Source organism: Bremerella sp. P1, from assembly GCF_028748185.1.
Lineage (GTDB): Bacteria > Planctomycetota > Planctomycetia > Pirellulales > Pirellulaceae > Bremerella.
Map to the genome: position 1 here is coordinate 2,073,107 of NZ_CP118164.1, position 17,412 is coordinate 2,090,518.

The following is a 17,412-nucleotide window of genomic DNA, read 5'->3' on the forward strand; positions in this document are numbered from 1 at the left end:
CCCTTCCGCGTTCTTCGCTTCCAATGGAAGGCATGAACGAATCACCTAAACCGAAGTCTGGTCCAAGCGGCCCTGCCAAACGTGGCCTCGTCGGAGATGGCACGCATCTCGGGCTGATGGACTACCTTCGCAAAATCCTCAATGCCCAGGTCTACGACGTCGCTCACGAGTCGGCTCTCGAGCGAGCCAGCAAGCTCTCCGAGCGAATCCAAAACAACGTCTACCTGAAGCGTGAAGACAGCCAGAAGGTGTTCAGTTTCAAGCTGCGTGGAGCCTACAACAAAATGGCTCAGCTCACCCCGCAGCAGTTGGAACGCGGCGTGATCTGTGCCTCGGCCGGCAACCATGCCCAAGGGGTCGCGCTGGCCGCTTCGCACCTCGGCTGCACGGCGACGATCGTTATGCCGAAGACCACTCCCAAGCTCAAAATCGAAGCGGTGAAAGCCCTCGGGGGCAATGTCGTCCTGCACGGCGAAAGCTTCACTGACGCCTATCAGCACGCCGGCGAACTGAGCAAAACCAACGAGATGACCTTCGTGCATCCCTTTGACGATCCCGACGTGATCGCCGGCCAAGGGACCATCGCGATGGAAATTCTGCGGCAGCATCAAAAGCCGATCCATGCCATCTTCGTCGCGATCGGCGGTGGCGGCATGATCTCTGGCGTGGCCGCCTACATCAAAGCGGTTCGCCCAGAGATCAAAGTCATCGGCGTCCAGACGAACGACTCCGACGCGATGGTCCGCAGCGTGAAGCAAGGCAAACGCGTTCAACTACAGGACGTCGGTCTTTTCTCCGATGGCACCGCCGTGAAGCAGGTTGGCGAAGAGACCTTCCGCATCACCAGGGCCCTGGTCGACGACTACGTCGTGGTCGACACCGACGCCGTTTGTGCTGCGATCAAGGATGTGTTTGAAGACACCCGCAGCATTCTGGAACCTGCCGGTGCCCTCAGCGTGGCTGGTCTCAAGCAGTATGCGGCTAAGCACCACTTGTTGGGCGATACGCTCATCGCCGTCACATGCGGGGCAAACATGAACTTCGACCGACTGCGTTTCGTCGCCGAACGTGCCGAAGTGGGTGAAAACCGCGAAGCCCTGTTCGCCGTCACGATTCCCGAACGCAAAGGCAGCTTCAAGCGGCTATGCGAACTGATCGGCCCGCGTGCCGTGACCGAGTTCAACTACCGCATCTCCGACTCGAACGTAGCCCATGTCTTTGTCGGGCTGGCGGTCAACAATCGAGACGAGGCCAAGCGGATCGCCGACGAACTTCGCTCGAGCAGCTTCGACACGCTCGACCTGACCGACGACGAACTTGCCAAGCTGCATGTACGGCACCTGGTGGGTGGGCACAGCAAAATGGCTGCCGACGAGCACCTGTACCGCTTTGTCTTTCCCGAGCGGCCAGGGGCGCTCATGAAGTTCCTTTCCGCCATGCCGAGCGACTGGAATATCAGCTTGTTCCACTACCGCAATCAAGGTGCGGACTACGGACGCATTCTCGTGGGTCTGCAAATCCCCAGTGACGCGACCACCGAGTTTGAAGACTTCATCGAAAGCATCGCCTATCCGTACGTGGAAGAAACCGAGAACCCGGCTTACCGGCTGTTCCTCGCCTAAGGCTTTGCCGGATCGGCGTTGTATTCTCCGAGCCGCTCGGCCTTCGGCAGATGCTCTTCCAGTTCAAACTTGGGCCGCTCGTGGCTGTTGATGTACGCCGCGATGTCGGCTGCTTCCTTTTCGGTGAGCGAAGGGTCGCCCAGCGGCATGCCAACCTTCAGCCATGATGCCAGCTTGGGAATGCGACTCAGGCCGGCACCATCGTTGTACGATTGCGGTCCCCAGACCGGCGGGCCATCGGCGGTGCCCTGGCCTGCTTCACCGTGACAGTCGAGACAGTAGGTCTTGTAGTCCTCTTTGCCCTGCACCGGATCGGCTTTGCTCCAATCGAACTCCAGCGGCGGCACATGCCGCACGCCGAGGGGCTTCTTCTCGTTCATCTGGATCTTGCTGCCGGTCGATAGCCACGTGATGTAAGTCGTGATCGCGACCGAGACCTGGCTGCCGTTGGGTGGACGGATGCCGTTCTGGCTTCGCATGAAACAGTTCAGCACACGGTCTTCAAGCGTGATGACGCGGTTCTCACGTGGCGACCAGGCCGGGTAGGCCGCAGCCGTTTGCAGGAAGCTTCCTGCGTTTGGATCGGTACCTCCTTCCAAGTGACACGACGTGCAGTTCAGCTGGTTGCCGACGAACGGTTTGCTCAGCGGATGATCTTTCGTTTCGTAAACGAGCTTCTCACCCAGCTGCACGACCTCGCCCAGCGGACCTTCCGGATACTCGTCCGGCGGCGTGGGTTCCTCGGCGGCATGCAGCCAGACACTGGTCGCCAACAGCAAGCAGAAGCAGAAAACGATTCGATAGATCGGTAGGCGGAGCGACATGATCTCTTTCTGGCGTGAAGGTGGGAACACTTGGCAGGCATTGCATCCTTGCGATTGCCCCGGGGGCGATCTGTGAAATGGATCACACCCCAGCCCAAAGCCGGCCGATCGGTTTCTTTTCGCATCGACGAGCCCTGCTTCGGTCGATCTTACCTAATCTTGCTGAACCATCCGAAGACCAAGTTCGATTCACTTACAAGTGCTATAAGGGTTGCGAATTTACACATATTGATTGCAGTGATCCATTTCCTTCTTGAATACTAGGGGTTACACAGATAAAAAACCGATATACCTCAATATTTCTCTTATCTTCTCTTCTCTCAGGTTGCGCTATGTTAGCTACTCGTCGCACGGCCTTCACATTGGTGGAGTTGCTGGTTGTGATCGCCATTATTGGCGTTCTGATTGCCCTGCTTTTGCCCGCCGTTCAACAGGCCCGCGAGGCCGCCCGGCGGATGACTTGTACCAACAAGCTGAAGCAGATCGGACTTGCGATCCACAATCACCACGACACCTACGGCCAGTTTCCTTCCGGCGTTCGGTACACGCCTGAGCCCGACTTCACCAGCAGCAGTTGGTGTTCGGCCACCGGCACGACCGGCACACGCGAACCGTGGACGGTGAAGATCCTTCCGTTTTTGGAACAGAACAATCTTTACGACCAGTTCGATCTCGATGGACGGTTCACGGCGACCAGCAATGTGGCTGGCGTGACGGTCAACCATAACCTGTTCCTGCAGAACAACGCGGCGTACCAATGCCCTTCGAGCCCTGCCAGCCGCGACGACTGGAACTCCATCAGTTACTTCGGCGTTCAAGGTGGTGGCCCGGCTGCGGAAGAATCGTGCTCGACCTCGTCGGGACAGCGTGTGTTCTATCGCAATGGCGTGCTGCATTTGAACTCGGATACTGGCTTCCAGGATCTTACCGATGGTTCGACCAACGTTTTCATGGTTGGCGAAACTCGCTACTGCCTGACACCGGCCGGTCGCTCCGATGGCTTCCACAGCGGATGGGCTTCGGCGACGAAGCTCGATTCCTGGGGAACGCCGCTGGTGCTGGCCGCCACGCGCGAGCAGATCAACTCGGACCCACGCGATGGGATGAAGAACGACACGCTCAACGTGATGACCAAGCTGTTTGGCAGTTATCACCCCGGCGGCTGCATGTTCCTGATGGGAGACGCATCGGTCCATTTCATTCCCGAAACGATCGACCTGGCCACGTATCAAACCTTGGGCAAGATCGACGACGGTCTGCCCACCGGCGGCTTGGGAAGTTTGTAATCATGCGTGCGCGACTAACCTGCATAACAATTGCGGCGAGCTTGCTTCTTTGCCAGGCAGTCGGCGGCTGCAACTTCGGCGACTCAACCGTCCACCTGACCGGCAAAGTGACCTACGACGGTAAGCCGGTCCCGCGTGGCACGATCACCTTTTCGCCCGACACCCAGCAAGGCAACTCAGGGCACGGCAGCAAGGCCATCATCAACGACGGCACCTACACGACCCGGGAAAGTTTTGGGCTGGTCGGCGGCCCGCATGTGGTACGGATCGAAGGCTTCGACGGCATCGCGCATGGTGACAACAGCGACGGCAAACTTTTGTTCCGCGCGCACGAAGAAAGCTACGACCTCCCGATGGAGTCCGGCGATTACGACTTCGAGATCTCCACGAGCACGAAGAAATCTCGCTGAGCGCATGGGCCAACGGCGTTCCAATTCATGCGGAACTCTTGTCTGACGATGCTCGTCAAACTTCGCTCAGAAAACCCTCACCCTAGCCCTCTCCCTGCGAGGGAGAGGGGACAGGATTAGCGTGGTGGGCCGCGTTCGTTGGCGTGATTCTCGTTCCTTGCAAGACGGGGTGCCATGCCCAAGTCTGCTTGGGCGTGTGGTGCGCCGCTTACCTGATCAATCCAGTACAGCAGATCGAACTCCACCACCGCGACATGAGGTCGTACCTTGGGCATGTCTTCGCTGGGTAAGTGCTGTTCGTACAAAGGCACTTCGTGCGAAGCGCCCAGCTCACGACGCAGGCACTCAATCTTGGTCTGCTTCGTATGGATCTTCTCTTGCAGTACCAAGTCTTGCAGCTTCAGCCGATAGAAGGACCACGCCAGGTAGCGTTTCTCTTGGTACGTGTACGGCTGTTCGAGGGGAAGATCCTTCCAACGCTTTGGCCGCTTGCGGCGTGTTGGTGAGTCTTCGTCGCGATCTTGTTTCGTCCTCTTCGGACTGGGCAACTGCGGTGGATCTTCCTCGGGGAAGTCGTAGGCCGCGACATGGGGATCGATCGGCACCGTCAGGTAGTCGGCGCAGAAACCAGGATCGTCAGACGCAAGATACTGGGCGTGACGTGCTTCCTGTTTGGCTCGCTCGGCCTGCTGAAACGCTTCCCATGCTGCCTCTTTGAGGGCGTCTTGGCGACGCGCGATGGCTTCCCAGGGGGAAGGTCTCATGCCGGGCGGCTTGGGGTAAGAAGGTTCCGGCATCGGCGAGGGTTCTTCTCGTGGTTCCTCGACCGCAAGATGCATCAACACTTCCCCGCAGCAGGGGCACAGAAGCCGGTTCCCATCGCGCACGGCAACCAGCGGAGCGTGCTCGGTTGAGCCTGCTCCGTGTGTTTCAAGTTGTGCGATGTGGTGATGGGACATGACGTTTGTTGTGTGTTGATGATTGGTTACAAGTTCGCACGCCCAAGAAGCAAGATTGCTTCGTTGGGCGTACGTGCAATCTATCAGCGAAGTGCTTCAGCGAGATAGTGCGCGCGAGAAGTTTTTTGTAGTCGGAACCCTGGTACCCACTTCGCGACCCGCGCTGGCGCGGGCCCTACTTTCTATCCGTGACGATCGGTGAAATCCGTGGTTGGTCCTCTCCTTCTTCCGTCTAGCAGAATCCAAGAAACTCACCCGAGACAGCGGGCGAGAAAAAACTGGATTCGCCCCATGGGAGTTACTACGATGGGCACGTTCCTTCTCTTGCTCATGGCACTTCATTAGGGCGGTTCGATGACTTGGTTGGCGATTGGCGGATTGGTTTGCGTTGGGGTCTTCGTGGTCTTGGTATTATTGGTGATCGCGTTCCTGGTCTGGGCTTCCTACGACGAAAAGGCGACCGAGCAACGCGTGCGTGAGAATGGTCAGCCCGTTCTCGCCGTGCTGGTGATGGCCAACTCCCAATTCCTGAATGATACGAGTATCCCGTCAGCACCGGCGCTGACCCTGATCACCTTCGCGCCACCATCGGTGCCGCTGGCGGAAGATATGAAGGAGGTCGCGAGCGAGCTGTTTGAACTGTACACATCCGAAGAGTCCGAGATCGCCCGGCTGCCCAAGCCGCAGAGAACGATGGGCGAGTTGATCAAGCAGGACAGCTACAAGGAAGGCCGCCGTACTCGCGTGGTTCCCGAGATGTCGCGCGGGCACGTTCTGTACATGACCGACACTTGGCTGCAACGGGATCGCATTCCGGATCATACGGCCTTCACCCGAGTCATCGCCTGCCTGGCCACGGGGAAAGACGAAGGGGAAATCATGGCCCTGCCCCACGAAGAAGATGCCGCCCAGCGCATCTACCAGGCGGTGGACGCCGTGTAACCAGCCAGGCGGACACTGCTGGTCGCGCCAGCAGTGTCACGCGGACGGTCGTTTACCACAGCTTCATGCGCAGCACGGTCAAGATTTCGCTGCGATTGAAATCGAACAGCGCCGGCGTCGCTTGCTCTTCCCGCTTCTCGGGGCTGACCCGCTGCAGCATCGTGACGATCTGGGCCACGGGGTAAACAATCGCGATCTCTTCCAGAGGAATCGCCACCAGGGGAATGGGCTTGCCGAGGAACTCGCGTGTCGGCAGATCGTCTTGCTCATCGGAGTCGTAAGCCCCGACAATCTCAAGCAGGAATTCCCGAAAGTCTTCCGCGGCTGGGCGAGTGCGATGGGATTCTGCTTTGAGGTCCATAAGCTGAGCGTTCAAGACGACCAGCGTTTGATCGAGGTCTTCGTTCACGTTCCCGTTGTAGTGACCAAAACAGGCATAGCCCGTTTTCAAAAGCAACGCGACGGGGGCGTACTCGACCGGTTCCTTCGACGCTCCAATAATTTTTCGCAAGTCTTCGGCGTTCACAGCTGACCTTTCCAAGAGATGGGTGTCGGTTCAAACTAATCCCGAAATATCCACGTCGATTGCTGGCATTTCGTGCAGAGAAGTTGAATTTGCAGTGAAGTGGCGACGGCAGCTTAATTGAAATGGCTGAGCACTTTGGTAAATTCTAGGGGCCTTAATCCACCTTTCCTTACTGGTATGCCAAAATGGACTTGATCGATCGTTTGAAAGAGCTCGCTTCGCGTGCTGAGAAATTGGCCCCCCAACTTAAGACAGAGGAAGCAACTAAGAACGCGTTGGTGATGCCGTTTATCGGAGCATTAGGTTACGACGTTTTTAATCCTCTCGAAGTCGTACCAGAATTTACGGCAGATGTTGGCATCAAGAAGGGTGAAAAAGTCGACTATGCGATCATGCAAGAAGCACAGGTAACGATGCTTTTTGAGTGCAAGATGATCGGCACAGATTTAGCCAAGATCACTCCATCGCAATTGTATCGCTACTTTTCCGTGACAGATGCAAGGTTTGGAATTCTCACGGATGGAGTTCACTATCAGTTTTATTCTGATCTCGATTCTCCCAACAAAATGGATTCCCGACCATTTTTGGACTTTCGAATCACGGATCTCTCAGAAAAGGTCGTTGGCGAGATCAAGAAGTTCGCCAAAGAGATTTTCGATCTCGAAGAAATCCTCTCAACGGCTAATCAACTCAAGTATACGAAGGGAATCAAACGTGTCTTTGCAGAAGAGTGGCAAAACCCTTCTGAAGAATTCGTAAAACATTTCGCTTCTAAAGTTTACGATGGACGCTTAACACAATCTGCAAAGGAACAGTTTACGGGACTAACGAAGCAAGCGTTCCACGAATTCGTACAGGACATGTTCAGCCGCCGCCTTAGTTCCGCCCTGAGTGCTGACAGTTCATCGTCCGTCGGCGAAGTCGAACCTTACGAAGAAATCGCTGAAGAGATAACCGAAGAAAAAGGAATCGTAACGACAGAGGAGGAAATCGAAGGCTACCATGCAGTCAAATCGATATTAAGAGAGGTCGTTTCTCCAAGCCGCGTATTCATGCGGGATACGCTGAGCTACTGCGGAATCCTCTTAGATGACAACAATCGGAAACCGATCTGTCGCCTTTTCTTCAACACAAGCAAGAAGTCGATTGGGCTTTTTGACGCTGAAAAGAACATCTCCAAGGAAAATATTGAGTCGATTGACGACATCTACAAATTCGCAGAGGCTTTGAAAACAACAGCCCTTGGTTACGACCAAGGTTCACCTGGCGTTTCGGAGGAATCAGCCGAAAACAATGGGAACGCTGAAGCTTAGCTCAGCAGTTTGGATTTCCGACTGTTACAAGCTCGTTGGGAGGGCCACCCTTTAACCTGAGAGGCATCCCTGATAACCTGAATCTCTTTCCTTGCCAATTTGGTTTCCTCCGGTGGTCGGGTTCGGGGGATTTTTCCCAACGAGTGCTATGCCTTGGTCTCGGATACGTGGGTGGATGGCGCCGGTTCAGGACTGGCTCGCCCTGCATTTAAAGCGTGGGACGATCCCTGCGCAGCCGTTGACCATCACCTTGGCGGGTATCGTCGGCATTCTGGCCGGTTACAGTTCGATCTTTCTTTCCTTGATGATTCATTGGATTGAAGACTGGACGATTCGCCCTGCCATGCAATTGGCTCACCTGCACTGGGCAGGCTTAATTGCCCTGATCATTTGCCCGGTTGTGGGCTTGGTGATCGTCTCGTGGTATACCCGCAAGTACTATCCGGAAGCGGTCGGTCACGGGGTTCCAGAAGTCGTGAAAGCGATTGCCCGGAAGGATGGTGTCATTCGTCCTCCGGTGGCCATCGTGAAGCTGCTGGCCAGTGGGCTATGTATCGGGACCGGTAGTTCGATCGGGCGTGAAGGTCCCATCGTGCAGATCGGTGCGGCGTTTGGCAGTACGGCCGCCCAGATCTTTCAGCTTTCGGCCCGCAACATCAAAGTGCTGGCAGCGGCTGGCGCGGCCGCCGGTATCTCGGCCACGTTTCATGCTCCGATTGCCGGGGTGATCTTTGCCAGCGAAATCATTCTGGGAAACTTCGCCGTCGAAAGTCTTTCGGCGATCGTGATTGCCTCGGTGCTGGCCAACGTCGTGCAGCAGAACCAAGGGGCTCATGGCTTCGCGCCGGAGTTCCCCCACATCGCCCATAAGTTTGATGGTGCCTATCACGAACTGCCGTCGTATATCTTTCTGGGAATTGTCTGCGGACTGATGGCAGTTGGCTTTACCAAGCTGCTGTATTGGTTTGAAGACGAATCGGAATATTGGATCCCCAAGCACTGGGTCCGCTCGATTGCGTGTGGCTTGCTGCTCGGGGTGGTCGGCACGACGTACTACGTGCTGTACCCGGTGGCGCCAGAGCAGTCGGTGGCGGCTCAGCAAGATATTGAACGTCGCGAACCCATCCCGGTGTTATACGGAACCGGCTACGCGGCTATCAGTCATACGCTGCACTTGGAAAACGCCGACAAGCCTGGCGATGCCGACGAAACGGAAAGCGACTCGCATCAAGAAACCGTCCGGCTTTCGCGCGATCAGATGTGGCAGCACCTGATCTGGCTGTTGCCGCTGGTGCTGGTCAAACCGTTTCTTACCAGTGCTTGCCTGGCCGGTGGTGGTTCTGGCGGTATCTTTGCGCCCAGCTTGTTTATTGGCGCGACCACCGGCGCGGTGATCGGGCTTGCGCTGAACCTGTTTGCGCCCGGTTGGTGCGATCATCCGGGGGCGTATGCGCTGGTTGGTATGGGAGCCGTCGTCGCTGGCACCACCCATGGAACGCTAAGCGCGATCGTCGTGGTGTATGAGCTGACCGACGACTATCGCATTATTCTGCCGATCATGGCAGCCGCTGGGATCGCGAGCTTGATTGCCCGCTGGGTCGATCCGGAAAGTATCTACGAAAAGAAGCTTTCGCGGCGCGGCGAATCGATTGCCCGCAGTCACGATCTGCACCATATCGAGAACATCGCCGTGCGGGATGTGATGGTGCGCAAGTTCCCCACCGTGAAGCACACCGACAACGTGATGCAGATCATCAAGATCGCCCGCGAGAATCCTCACATCGAGAGCATCCCGGTGATGAACGAGGACGGCACGCTGCACGGAATCATTCGTCCCGAAGACTTGCACCGCGTACTGGATACGGATGTTTCTCCGTACCTGGTCAACGCGCACGATATTGCGATGGTCTCGCCGATCGCCGTTTCTCCGGACGAGAATCTTCTGGAAGCCCTCCGCGATTTCGGTACGCGTGACGTCGGAACGCTACCGGTCGAAATCCAAACTGCCGGCAAGCGAGTTTTGATCGGGCTACTGATCCGGGCCGACGTAATGGCTCGCTACCGTGAAGAATTGCTGAAGAACTAAGGCGGTCCTTTTCTTTGCCATATTGCTAGTGGTAATGACAACGCTTGTCTCGAAGGCCGCGCAATCGATACGACCCGCGCGAGTTGCCCCCTGTCTTCCCGCAATGCAGAAGTAGAAGTGACATGTTCCGCATTCGAAACCTACGATTGGGTAGTTCGAGAGGGGGTCTTCCCCCTCACAAGGCCGTTTTCTAAACCACACATTGATTCACGACTCAGATAGGTCGTGGGGGCAGTCGATGATGGACTACGAAAAGATCCGTATCGCAATTGTTGCTGATGAGTCGGAATCCGCCAGGATTCTTCCGCACCTGCATGACTGTGGTGTCTCGGCAGAAAACATCGTCTGCGTCGAGCCAGGCTGTTGGTCCAATCTGATGCACGAGTCGATCGGACTTTGCTTTTGGGGGATCTCTCCGCAAAGTGATGGCGAGCAGAACTTACCAGATCCACTCCGTTCGCCCGCCATCTTGGGGCAATGCCTGAACGTCTATATCGAGGCAGGCCAAGCGACATCGCATTCCCCTTATCTTCTAGGATGGGAAGAGCTGGATAGTCCGCAGGTCGACCTGAAGCTCAAGCACCTGATCGAGGAAGCTCAGGTTCGTGAGAATCTTCGGCAGCACCAACATTGGTACCGCCTGGCGGTTGCCGAAGGGAACGTGGGGCTCTGGTGGTGGGACCGGCAACTCGACTTCGTGTATCTTTCGCAGCACTTCCAGAAGATGCTAGGGATCGAGTCGGATCAGTTGCCACGAAACATCAATCAGTGGCTAAGTCGCGTTCATGCCGACGACCGCTTCAAGCTCACGGATACCATCGCTAAGCAGTACTCCCAGGATGCCGGCCGGTTTGAATTGGAGTGCCGCATTCGTCACGCCCAGGGCCACTTCCGCTGGGTTACCCTCAGTGGACAACTGCAATCCAGTGGCCCCAGTCGCGGAAGAGTGTTGGGCGCCGCCAGTGACATCACCGACAAGAAAGAAACAGAAATCGCCTTGGCGTCGGCGAACCAGCTTGCCAAGTCGGCCGTGCATGCCAAGAACGAATTCCTGACGAACATGAGCCATAATCTGCGCACCCCGATCACGGCGATCCTGGGCCACGCAGATCTGCTGGGCAACGACTGCTCCGAAGAGCAAGAGGCTGGTTCGCTGGAATCGATCAGTCGCAACGGCCATCAACTGATGCAGCTGCTGGACGATATCCTCGAGTTGTCCTGCATCGAATCGGCATTGCCGCTGGCCAATATGAAAAAGACGTCGGTCGACCAGCTGTTGGGAGAAGCCCGGGAAGTTTATCAAGCGAAAGCGCAGGAGCAAGGTCTCGACTTTTACGTTCACGTCGAACCCGACATGCCGTCCGAGTTTGTTACCGATGCCAAGCGTACGCGCCAGATCCTGATGCGTCTGATCGACAACGCGATCAAGTTTACGCCCGAAGGCGAAGTCACGGTCGAAGCCAGCTTTCATCGCTTTCCCAAGCCAACGATTCAGCTGATCGTCCGCGACACCGGCATCGGAATTCCGGACAATCGCCTGAAGACCATCTTCGAGCCTTTCAACCAGGCCGACAATTCAACGTCGCGAAGTTATGCTGGCTCGGGACTGGGGCTGTCGATTTGCAAGCGCCTGGTCGATACCTTACAAGGCTCACTCGATGTGGAAAGCGAGATTGGCAACGGGACTTCCTTCCTGCTTCGCATCCCGGTGGAAGTCACCTCAAACGTGCCTCAAGAACCAACTTCTGCCAGTGGCCCTGGGAAGCGTCCTGAGGAAACCCGACTCGACGGCTATCGAGTGCTGCTGGTCGAAGACGGAATCGACAATCAGTTGGTCCTCAGTGCATTCCTACGCAAAGCCGGAGCTACCGTCACCGTCGCCAACAATGGCCTGGAAGCGGTCGAGTGGATCAGCGCCAACCGCCGCGAGACTCGTGGTACTGGCTGCGACAGCGACCCACGCGTCGACCTGATCCTGATGGACATGCAGATGCCGATTATGGATGGTTACGAGGCAACGCGTATCCTGCGTGACAGTGGCTTCCACAAACCGATTCTCGCCGTTACCGCGCATGCTTTGAAAGGGGATCGTCAACGCTGCCTCGATGCTGGCTGCGACGACTACTTCACCAAGCCGGTCAAGCGCGTTCCGTTTCTCGAATTCGTCAAGGGATACGGGAATCATGCTCAGCATTTGGTGACGATTGGCGAAGGGATCTGAACCGACCGTTGCTTTGGGCAGTGGTGCGTGCGAAGATTGAATCATCCCGATTCCGTATTCGCCTGTTGAGGTCCGCTCGATGCTTCGTACTTTCCTGCCACTGATTTGTTGTGTTTGCTTCGCCCTGCCGCTCGCCGCGGAAGAAAAAGAGGACGCGAAGCCGCAGGAAGCGAAATCGAAGGTCCAGAAGCTGTTCGACGGAAAATCCCTCAAAGGGTGGAAGGTCAACGACAAAGGCTTTTACGAAGACCACGGCAAAGTTTCCGTCAAAGATGGCGAGATCTTGCTCGGCAAAGGGGACCCGGCCACTGGGATCGTGCTGGATGGCAACCCGCCGAAAATGAACTACGAAATTCGCCTGGAGGCCAAGCGGGTCGAGGGTGGAGACTTCTTTTGCGGTATGACCTTCCCGGTTGGTGACGCCCACCAAACGCTGATCATCGGCGGCTGGGGCGGCGGCGTGACCGGCATCACCAGCATCGACGGGATGTCGGCTGTCGAAAACGAAACGACCGGCTACACCGAGTTCGAGAACAACAAGTGGTACAAGATCCGCGTTCGCGTGAAGCCCAAGCACATACAGGTATGGCTCGATGGCGAAGAGATCATCCACTACGACCCCGAAGGTCGTCGGCTCGATATCTGGATCGAGCAAGATACGACCAAGCCACTGGGCATTGGCACTTGGAACACCGGTGCCGCACTGCGAAACCTAGAGCTGGAAACACTTTAGAGCCACTCCAGGGGATTGCATACGTCTCTTTCGCGACTTTTACCTATGCACATCCGTACAGTTCGATATAATGCTTCAGCATGTCGCTCGAGCTATTTCATCCTGTGGTTCAGGCCTGGTTCACCCAGCGGTTTGGCAAGCCCACCGAGGCCCAAAACGCTGGCTGGCCCTCTATTGCCGAAGGCCGGTGCACGCTGATCGCGGCCCCCACCGGTTCCGGTAAAACGCTCGCGGCATTCATGGTCTGTTTAGACCGTCTGTTTCGCCGCTGGCTGGCCGGAAACCTGCTTGATACGACCTACGTCGTGTACGTCTCTCCGCTGAAAGCACTTAGCAACGACATCCATCGCAACCTGGATGTCCCACTGATGGAGATTTGCGACATGGCGGAAAGCATGGGCATGCTTCCGCCCCAGATTCGTACCGCCGTGCGAACTGGCGATACACCGTCGTCGCAGCGGCAAGCCATGACGCGGCGGCCACCCCACATCCTGGTCACCACGCCGGAATCGCTCTACCTGATGTTGACCGCCGAGCGCAGCCGCAAGACCCTGCGGCATGTCGATACGGTCATCGTCGACGAAATCCATGCGCTGGCTCGCGACAAGCGCGGCTCGCACCTGACGCTCACCTTGGAACGGCTCGAAACGCTATGCATCGAGCCCCCGACCCGCATTGGTTTGTCGGCTACGCAAAAGCCCATCGAAGAGATTGCCTGCTTCTTGGTCGGTGCCCAGCGCGTCGACGAGAATAATGTGCCTGACTGTGCGATCGTCGACGGGGGTCACCGTCGCCAGCTCGACCTGGAAGTGAGCGTCCCCCCTTCTCCGCTGGAAGCGGTCTGCTCCAACGAACAGTGGGGCGAAGTGTATGACGAGCTAGTGAAGCTGATCCAGTCGCATCATAGCACGCTCGTTTTTGTGAACACCCGCCGCATGGCCGAACGCGTTGCCCATCGTCTGACCGAAGTACTCGGCGAAGAGGTGATCACCAGCCATCACGGTAGCTTGGCCAAAGAGATCCGCCACTCGGCCGAACAGCGACTGAAAGAAGGCAAGCTCAAAGCGATCGTCGCGACCGCTTCGCTCGAGATGGGGATCGACATCGGCTATATCGACCTGGTCGTGCAGATCGGTTCGGCCCGCAGCATCGCCAACTTTCTGCAGCGTGTCGGGCGCTCAGGCCACTCGCTGCATGGCACGCCCAAAGGGCGCCTCTTTCCACTAACGCGGGACGAACTAATCGAGTGCCTGGCTCTGATGCGAAGCGTCGAGAAAGGGGAGCTCGATCGGATTGAAATCCCGGTCGCCCCGCTCGATATCTTGGCCCAACAGGTTGTGGCCGAAGTTTCTGCCGAAGAACAAGACGAAGCCGAACTGTACGAACGATTCAAACGAGCCTGGCCCTACCGTGAGCTTTCGTTCAAGAAGTACCAGGACGTTCTGGAAATGGTCAACGAAGGGGTCACCCGTTCGATCAAGACTGGCGCCCACATCCATCGCGATCGCATCAACGGCAAACTGCGACCGCGGCGAGGTGCCCGGATCAGCGCGACGACCTCTGGCGGGGCGATCCCCGACATGCCGATCTATCGCGTGGTGACCGATCCCGAAAAGCAAGTCGTCGGCACCGTCGACGAACACTTCGCCGTCGACAGCAAAGCCGGCGACGTCTTCCTGTTGGGGAACACCTCGTGGCGCGTACTGGCCATTCGCGGTAGCGACGTGATTGTGCAGGACGCCCAAGGCCAGCCACCCAGCGTGCCATTTTGGTTTGGCGAGTCACCCGGTCGCACGATCGAGCTTTCCAAAGAAGTCGCCGACCTGCGTGAGGAAATCGCGGACAAGATTGTTGCCGCTGCCGATGACCCAACCCGCGAACGCTTCAAGATTCAGTCGCAAGACGGCGGAATGCTGGAGTCCTCGTTCGATCAGATCGATGTCGAGATCGTGAAGTGGGTTCAAGCCGAGTGCCATGCCACCGCCTGGGCAGCGTTGCAAGCGGTTCGTTACGTCGCTGCTCAGCACGCGGCAATGGGACTGGTGCCAACGCAAACGAAGATCGTCTTTGAGCGATTCTTCGACGAAGCCGGCAGCATGCAGTTGGTCGTTCACGCTCCGCTGGGTACCCGCATCAACCGAGCCTGGGGACTCGCGTTTCGCAAACGCTTCTGTCGCTCGTTCGACTTCGAGCTGCAAGCGAGTGCCGATGACGACGGCCTGGTCCTTTCACTGGGACCGCAGCACAGCTTCCCGCTGGAAGACATGTTCAAGATGCTGAACTCCAACAACGGTCAGGCCTTGCTCGAACAAGCGTTGCTGGCGTTTCCCATGTTCGGTATTCGCTGGCGCTGGAACGCAACTCGTTCGTTGGCAATCTTGCGATTCATGGGCGGCAAGAAGGTCCCGCCTCACATGGTTCGCTTCCGCTCTGACGACCTACTGGCGGCCGCGTTCCCCGATCAAGTCGGGTGCCTGGAAAACCACAACGAGGACATCAAGTACCCGGACCATCCTCTCGTGCAGCAGACCTTGCACGACTGCCTGACCGAAGGGATGGACGTCGAGCGGTGGAAGGACCTCTTGCGGGCCGTGGAAGCGGGGGAAGTCCAGTTCATCGCCCGGCAAACTCGCGAGCCCTCGCCGTTTGCCCACGAACGCATCAACGCGAATCCTTATTCGTTTCTCGACCCGGCGGGGCTCGAAGACCGTCGCACCCGGGCAGTCACCACGCGTCGCACGTTAGCCCCTGGCGAAATGAAAGAACTCGGGCAGCTCTCTCCCGAAGCGATCGCCACCGTCCGCCGCGAGGCATGGCCGACCGCACGCGATCCGGACGAACTGCATGACGTGCTGAGCTCGATGGTCGCTTTGCCGGAGTCGCAAGGCCAGGAGTGGCAGAGCCTTTTTGATCGCCTGGTAAAGCAAGGACGTGCGACTCGCTACGTTCGTGAAGGCCACGAGCCGCTCTGGACCGCGTCCGAAACCCTTTCGATCCTCGAAGCCGCCCTACCAGGCGGAACCGCCGAGCCGAGCGTGAACGTGCCGGAAGGGGTCGGCAAGGAGTTGGAATCGCATCAGGCGTGGGTCGAACTGGTGCGCAGCGCGGCCCCGTGCCTAGGGCCTTTTTCAACGGAAGAGCTGGCCCAGACCTGGGGACTGAAGACCTCCAGCGTGCATGCTGCCTGCGAAGCCGTGGAGGCCGAAGGGATCATCCTGCGAGGTCACTACTCGACCGCAGGCTCTTCCCACGAAGGGGATCTGCAGTGGTGCGACCGGCGGCTATTGGCTCGCATTCATCGCTTGACGGTCAATGGCCTGCGTCAGCAGATTCAACCGGTCGAGCGTGACGTCTTTTTGCGTTTCCTCGTGCGGCATCAGTTGCTGCAGCGGGAAACGAAGTCGTCCGGAGCACGTGGCCTGAACGCGGTTATGAATCTGCTGCAAGGCTTCGAAGCTTCGGCCGGCAGCTGGGAACGCAGTCTCCTGGCGGCTCGCATGGACGATTACGATCCCGATTGGCTGGACGAACAGCTGACTTCCGGCGAACTGGTTTGGGGACGCCTGCGACCACCACAAGGTGACGCCGAAGAAGGTCCCAGCATGGCATCGCTGCGCCGCAGCGTGCCAATGGCGGTCGTGCAGCGCGAGAACCTGGGCTGGCTGATTCCGGACGTGCGGCAATCGGCCGAAGCCCTGGCACGCGGCAACGCGCAGGACGTGCTCGAAGCGTTAACCTCGCGCGGGGCGTTGTTTCATCAAGACCTCAAGATCCTTACCAAGCTGTTGCCAACCCACCTGGACGAAGCACTGCGTGAGCTGGCCGCCCTGGGGCTGATCACGTGCGACAGCTTTAGTGCCGTGCGGAAGATCGTCGACGAGTCCGGCACCAAGAAGGCACGCACCCGGCGCAAGGCCAGCGCCACCTCGCGGGCAGGCCGTTGGTCGCTCTTCCCTGGTATCGTCGAAGAAGTCTCGGCCGAAGATTATCTGCACCGCTGGTGCTTGCAGCTGATCGCGCGTTACGGGGTAATCTTCCGCGACCTGCTGCACCGCGAATCGGCCGCGCCGTCGTGGGCTCAACTCGTTCCGATGCTGCGGCGGATGGAACGTCGCGGAGAGATCCGAGGCGGCCGCTTCGTGAAGAATGCCGGTGGCGAGCAGTATGGCACCGAACAATCCATTTACGCCCTGCGAAAGCTTCGCGATGCCAAGCAGGAAGATCCCTGGGTAGCCGTCAGCGGGACCGATCCGCTGAACCTGGCCGGTGTTCTGACCGAGAATCACAAGGTTCCGGCGATTCACACCAATGCCCTCATCTGGCAGAACGGCCAGGTCGTGGCGACAAAACGGGGAGGCGAGATTGAGTTTTTGCGTCCCGTCGATCCCAACGACCAGCTGGAAATGACCCGTGCTTTGCATGCCGGACGGCGATTACCGCCGCAAACCATCCCGATCGGCTTCCCGCGACGCCGTTCGACGGCCAGTTAG

At 57.7% G+C, this 17,412-nt stretch carries 12 protein-coding genes; 9 read left to right on the forward strand and 3 right to left on the reverse strand.

Features of this window, described 5'->3' with window-relative positions:
* The first annotated feature begins 32 nt into the window (after positions 1–32).
* On the forward strand, positions 33–1,622 hold the full coding sequence (gene ilvA / locus PSR63_RS08550) for a threonine ammonia-lyase, biosynthetic (RefSeq protein WP_338000667.1): 1,590 nt from the start codon (positions 33–35) through the stop codon (positions 1,620–1,622).
* On the opposite strand, the gene PSR63_RS08555 is transcribed toward ilvA, so the two are convergent.
* The gene (locus PSR63_RS08555; protein WP_274332416.1) at positions 1,619–2,446 is read right to left on the reverse strand and encodes a c-type cytochrome; all 828 of its coding nucleotides are present in this window, start codon (positions 2,444–2,446) and stop codon (positions 1,619–1,621) included. The genes ilvA and PSR63_RS08555 overlap by 4 nt on opposite strands.
* Before the next feature lie 332 nt (positions 2,447–2,778).
* Between PSR63_RS08555 and PSR63_RS08560 the strand changes: the two genes are divergently transcribed.
* Together PSR63_RS08560 and PSR63_RS08565 are read left to right on the forward strand one after the other, a co-directional pair.
* Entirely contained in the window at positions 2,779–3,732 is a 954-nt protein-coding gene (locus PSR63_RS08560; protein WP_274332418.1) for a DUF1559 domain-containing protein, read from the forward strand.
* A gap of 2 nt (positions 3,733–3,734) precedes the next feature.
* Positions 3,735–4,142 carry a hypothetical protein gene (locus PSR63_RS08565; protein WP_274332420.1) on the forward strand — a complete coding sequence of 136 codons (408 nt, stop codon included), beginning with the start codon at positions 3,735–3,737 and terminating at the stop codon, positions 4,140–4,142.
* Positions 4,143–4,258: 116 nt separating this feature from the next.
* Here the strand turns inward: PSR63_RS08565 and PSR63_RS08570 are convergent, their stop codons facing one another.
* Positions 4,259–5,101, reverse strand: a complete 843-nt coding sequence (locus PSR63_RS08570; RefSeq protein WP_274332422.1) for a hypothetical protein — start codon at positions 5,099–5,101, stop codon at positions 4,259–4,261.
* 354 nt (positions 5,102–5,455) lie between these two features.
* Here PSR63_RS08570 and PSR63_RS08575 point away from each other — a divergent pair, with 354 nt between their 5' ends.
* Complete coding sequence (locus PSR63_RS08575; protein WP_274332424.1) at positions 5,456–6,043, forward strand: hypothetical protein; 588 nt, start codon at positions 5,456–5,458, stop codon at positions 6,041–6,043.
* A gap of 52 nt (positions 6,044–6,095) precedes the next feature.
* On the opposite strand, the gene PSR63_RS08580 is transcribed toward PSR63_RS08575, so the two are convergent.
* Positions 6,096–6,569 carry a hypothetical protein gene (locus PSR63_RS08580; protein WP_274332426.1) on the reverse strand — a complete coding sequence of 158 codons (474 nt, stop codon included), beginning with the start codon at positions 6,567–6,569 and terminating at the stop codon, positions 6,096–6,098.
* A 185-nt stretch (positions 6,570–6,754) separates the two neighbouring features.
* On the opposite strand from PSR63_RS08580, the gene PSR63_RS08585 reads away from it, so the two are divergent.
* The 5 genes from PSR63_RS08585 to PSR63_RS08605 all read left to right on the forward strand — a co-directional run bounded on the left by PSR63_RS08585 (position 6,755) and on the right by PSR63_RS08605 (position 17,412).
* Positions 6,755–7,882 (forward strand): type I restriction enzyme HsdR N-terminal domain-containing protein, encoded by a 1,128-nt coding sequence (locus PSR63_RS08585; RefSeq protein WP_274332428.1) that lies wholly within the window; start codon positions 6,755–6,757, stop codon positions 7,880–7,882.
* 175 nt (positions 7,883–8,057) lie between these two features.
* Positions 8,058–9,968: a chloride channel protein gene (locus PSR63_RS08590; protein WP_274332430.1), complete on the forward strand. Its 1,911-nt coding sequence runs from the start codon at positions 8,058–8,060 to the stop codon at positions 9,966–9,968.
* A gap of 238 nt (positions 9,969–10,206) precedes the next feature.
* The gene (locus PSR63_RS08595; protein ID WP_274332432.1) at positions 10,207–12,189 is read left to right on the forward strand and encodes a hybrid sensor histidine kinase/response regulator; all 1,983 of its coding nucleotides are present in this window, start codon (positions 10,207–10,209) and stop codon (positions 12,187–12,189) included.
* A 79-nt stretch (positions 12,190–12,268) separates the two neighbouring features.
* Positions 12,269–12,922 (forward strand): 3-keto-disaccharide hydrolase, encoded by a 654-nt coding sequence (locus PSR63_RS08600; RefSeq protein WP_274332433.1) that lies wholly within the window; start codon positions 12,269–12,271, stop codon positions 12,920–12,922.
* Positions 12,923–13,002: 80 nt separating this feature from the next.
* Positions 13,003–17,412 carry a DEAD/DEAH box helicase gene (locus PSR63_RS08605; protein WP_274332434.1) on the forward strand — a complete coding sequence of 1,470 codons (4,410 nt, stop codon included), beginning with the start codon at positions 13,003–13,005 and terminating at the stop codon, positions 17,410–17,412.

What these genes read in the sequence shown, in the direction of transcription:
- ilvA (WP_338000667.1), top strand. Translation starts at nt 33, where the DNA reads ATGAACGAATCACCTAAACCGAAGTCTGGTCCAAGCGGCCCTGCCAAA.
- PSR63_RS08555 (WP_274332416.1), bottom strand. Translation starts at nt 2,446, where the DNA reads ATGTCGCTCCGCCTACCGATCTATCGAATCGTTTTCTGCTTCTGCTTG.
- PSR63_RS08560 (WP_274332418.1), top strand. Translation starts at nt 2,779, where the DNA reads ATGTTAGCTACTCGTCGCACGGCCTTCACATTGGTGGAGTTGCTGGTT.
- PSR63_RS08565 (WP_274332420.1), top strand. Translation starts at nt 3,735, where the DNA reads ATGCGTGCGCGACTAACCTGCATAACAATTGCGGCGAGCTTGCTTCTT.
- PSR63_RS08570 (WP_274332422.1), bottom strand. Translation starts at nt 5,101, where the DNA reads ATGTCCCATCACCACATCGCACAACTTGAAACACACGGAGCAGGCTCA.
- PSR63_RS08575 (WP_274332424.1), top strand. Translation starts at nt 5,456, where the DNA reads ATGACTTGGTTGGCGATTGGCGGATTGGTTTGCGTTGGGGTCTTCGTG.
- PSR63_RS08585 (WP_274332428.1), top strand. Translation starts at nt 6,755, where the DNA reads ATGGACTTGATCGATCGTTTGAAAGAGCTCGCTTCGCGTGCTGAGAAA.
- PSR63_RS08590 (WP_274332430.1), top strand. Translation starts at nt 8,058, where the DNA reads ATGGCGCCGGTTCAGGACTGGCTCGCCCTGCATTTAAAGCGTGGGACG.
- PSR63_RS08595 (WP_274332432.1), top strand. Translation starts at nt 10,207, where the DNA reads ATGATGGACTACGAAAAGATCCGTATCGCAATTGTTGCTGATGAGTCG.
- PSR63_RS08600 (WP_274332433.1), top strand. Translation starts at nt 12,269, where the DNA reads ATGCTTCGTACTTTCCTGCCACTGATTTGTTGTGTTTGCTTCGCCCTG.
- PSR63_RS08605 (WP_274332434.1), top strand. Translation starts at nt 13,003, where the DNA reads ATGTCGCTCGAGCTATTTCATCCTGTGGTTCAGGCCTGGTTCACCCAG.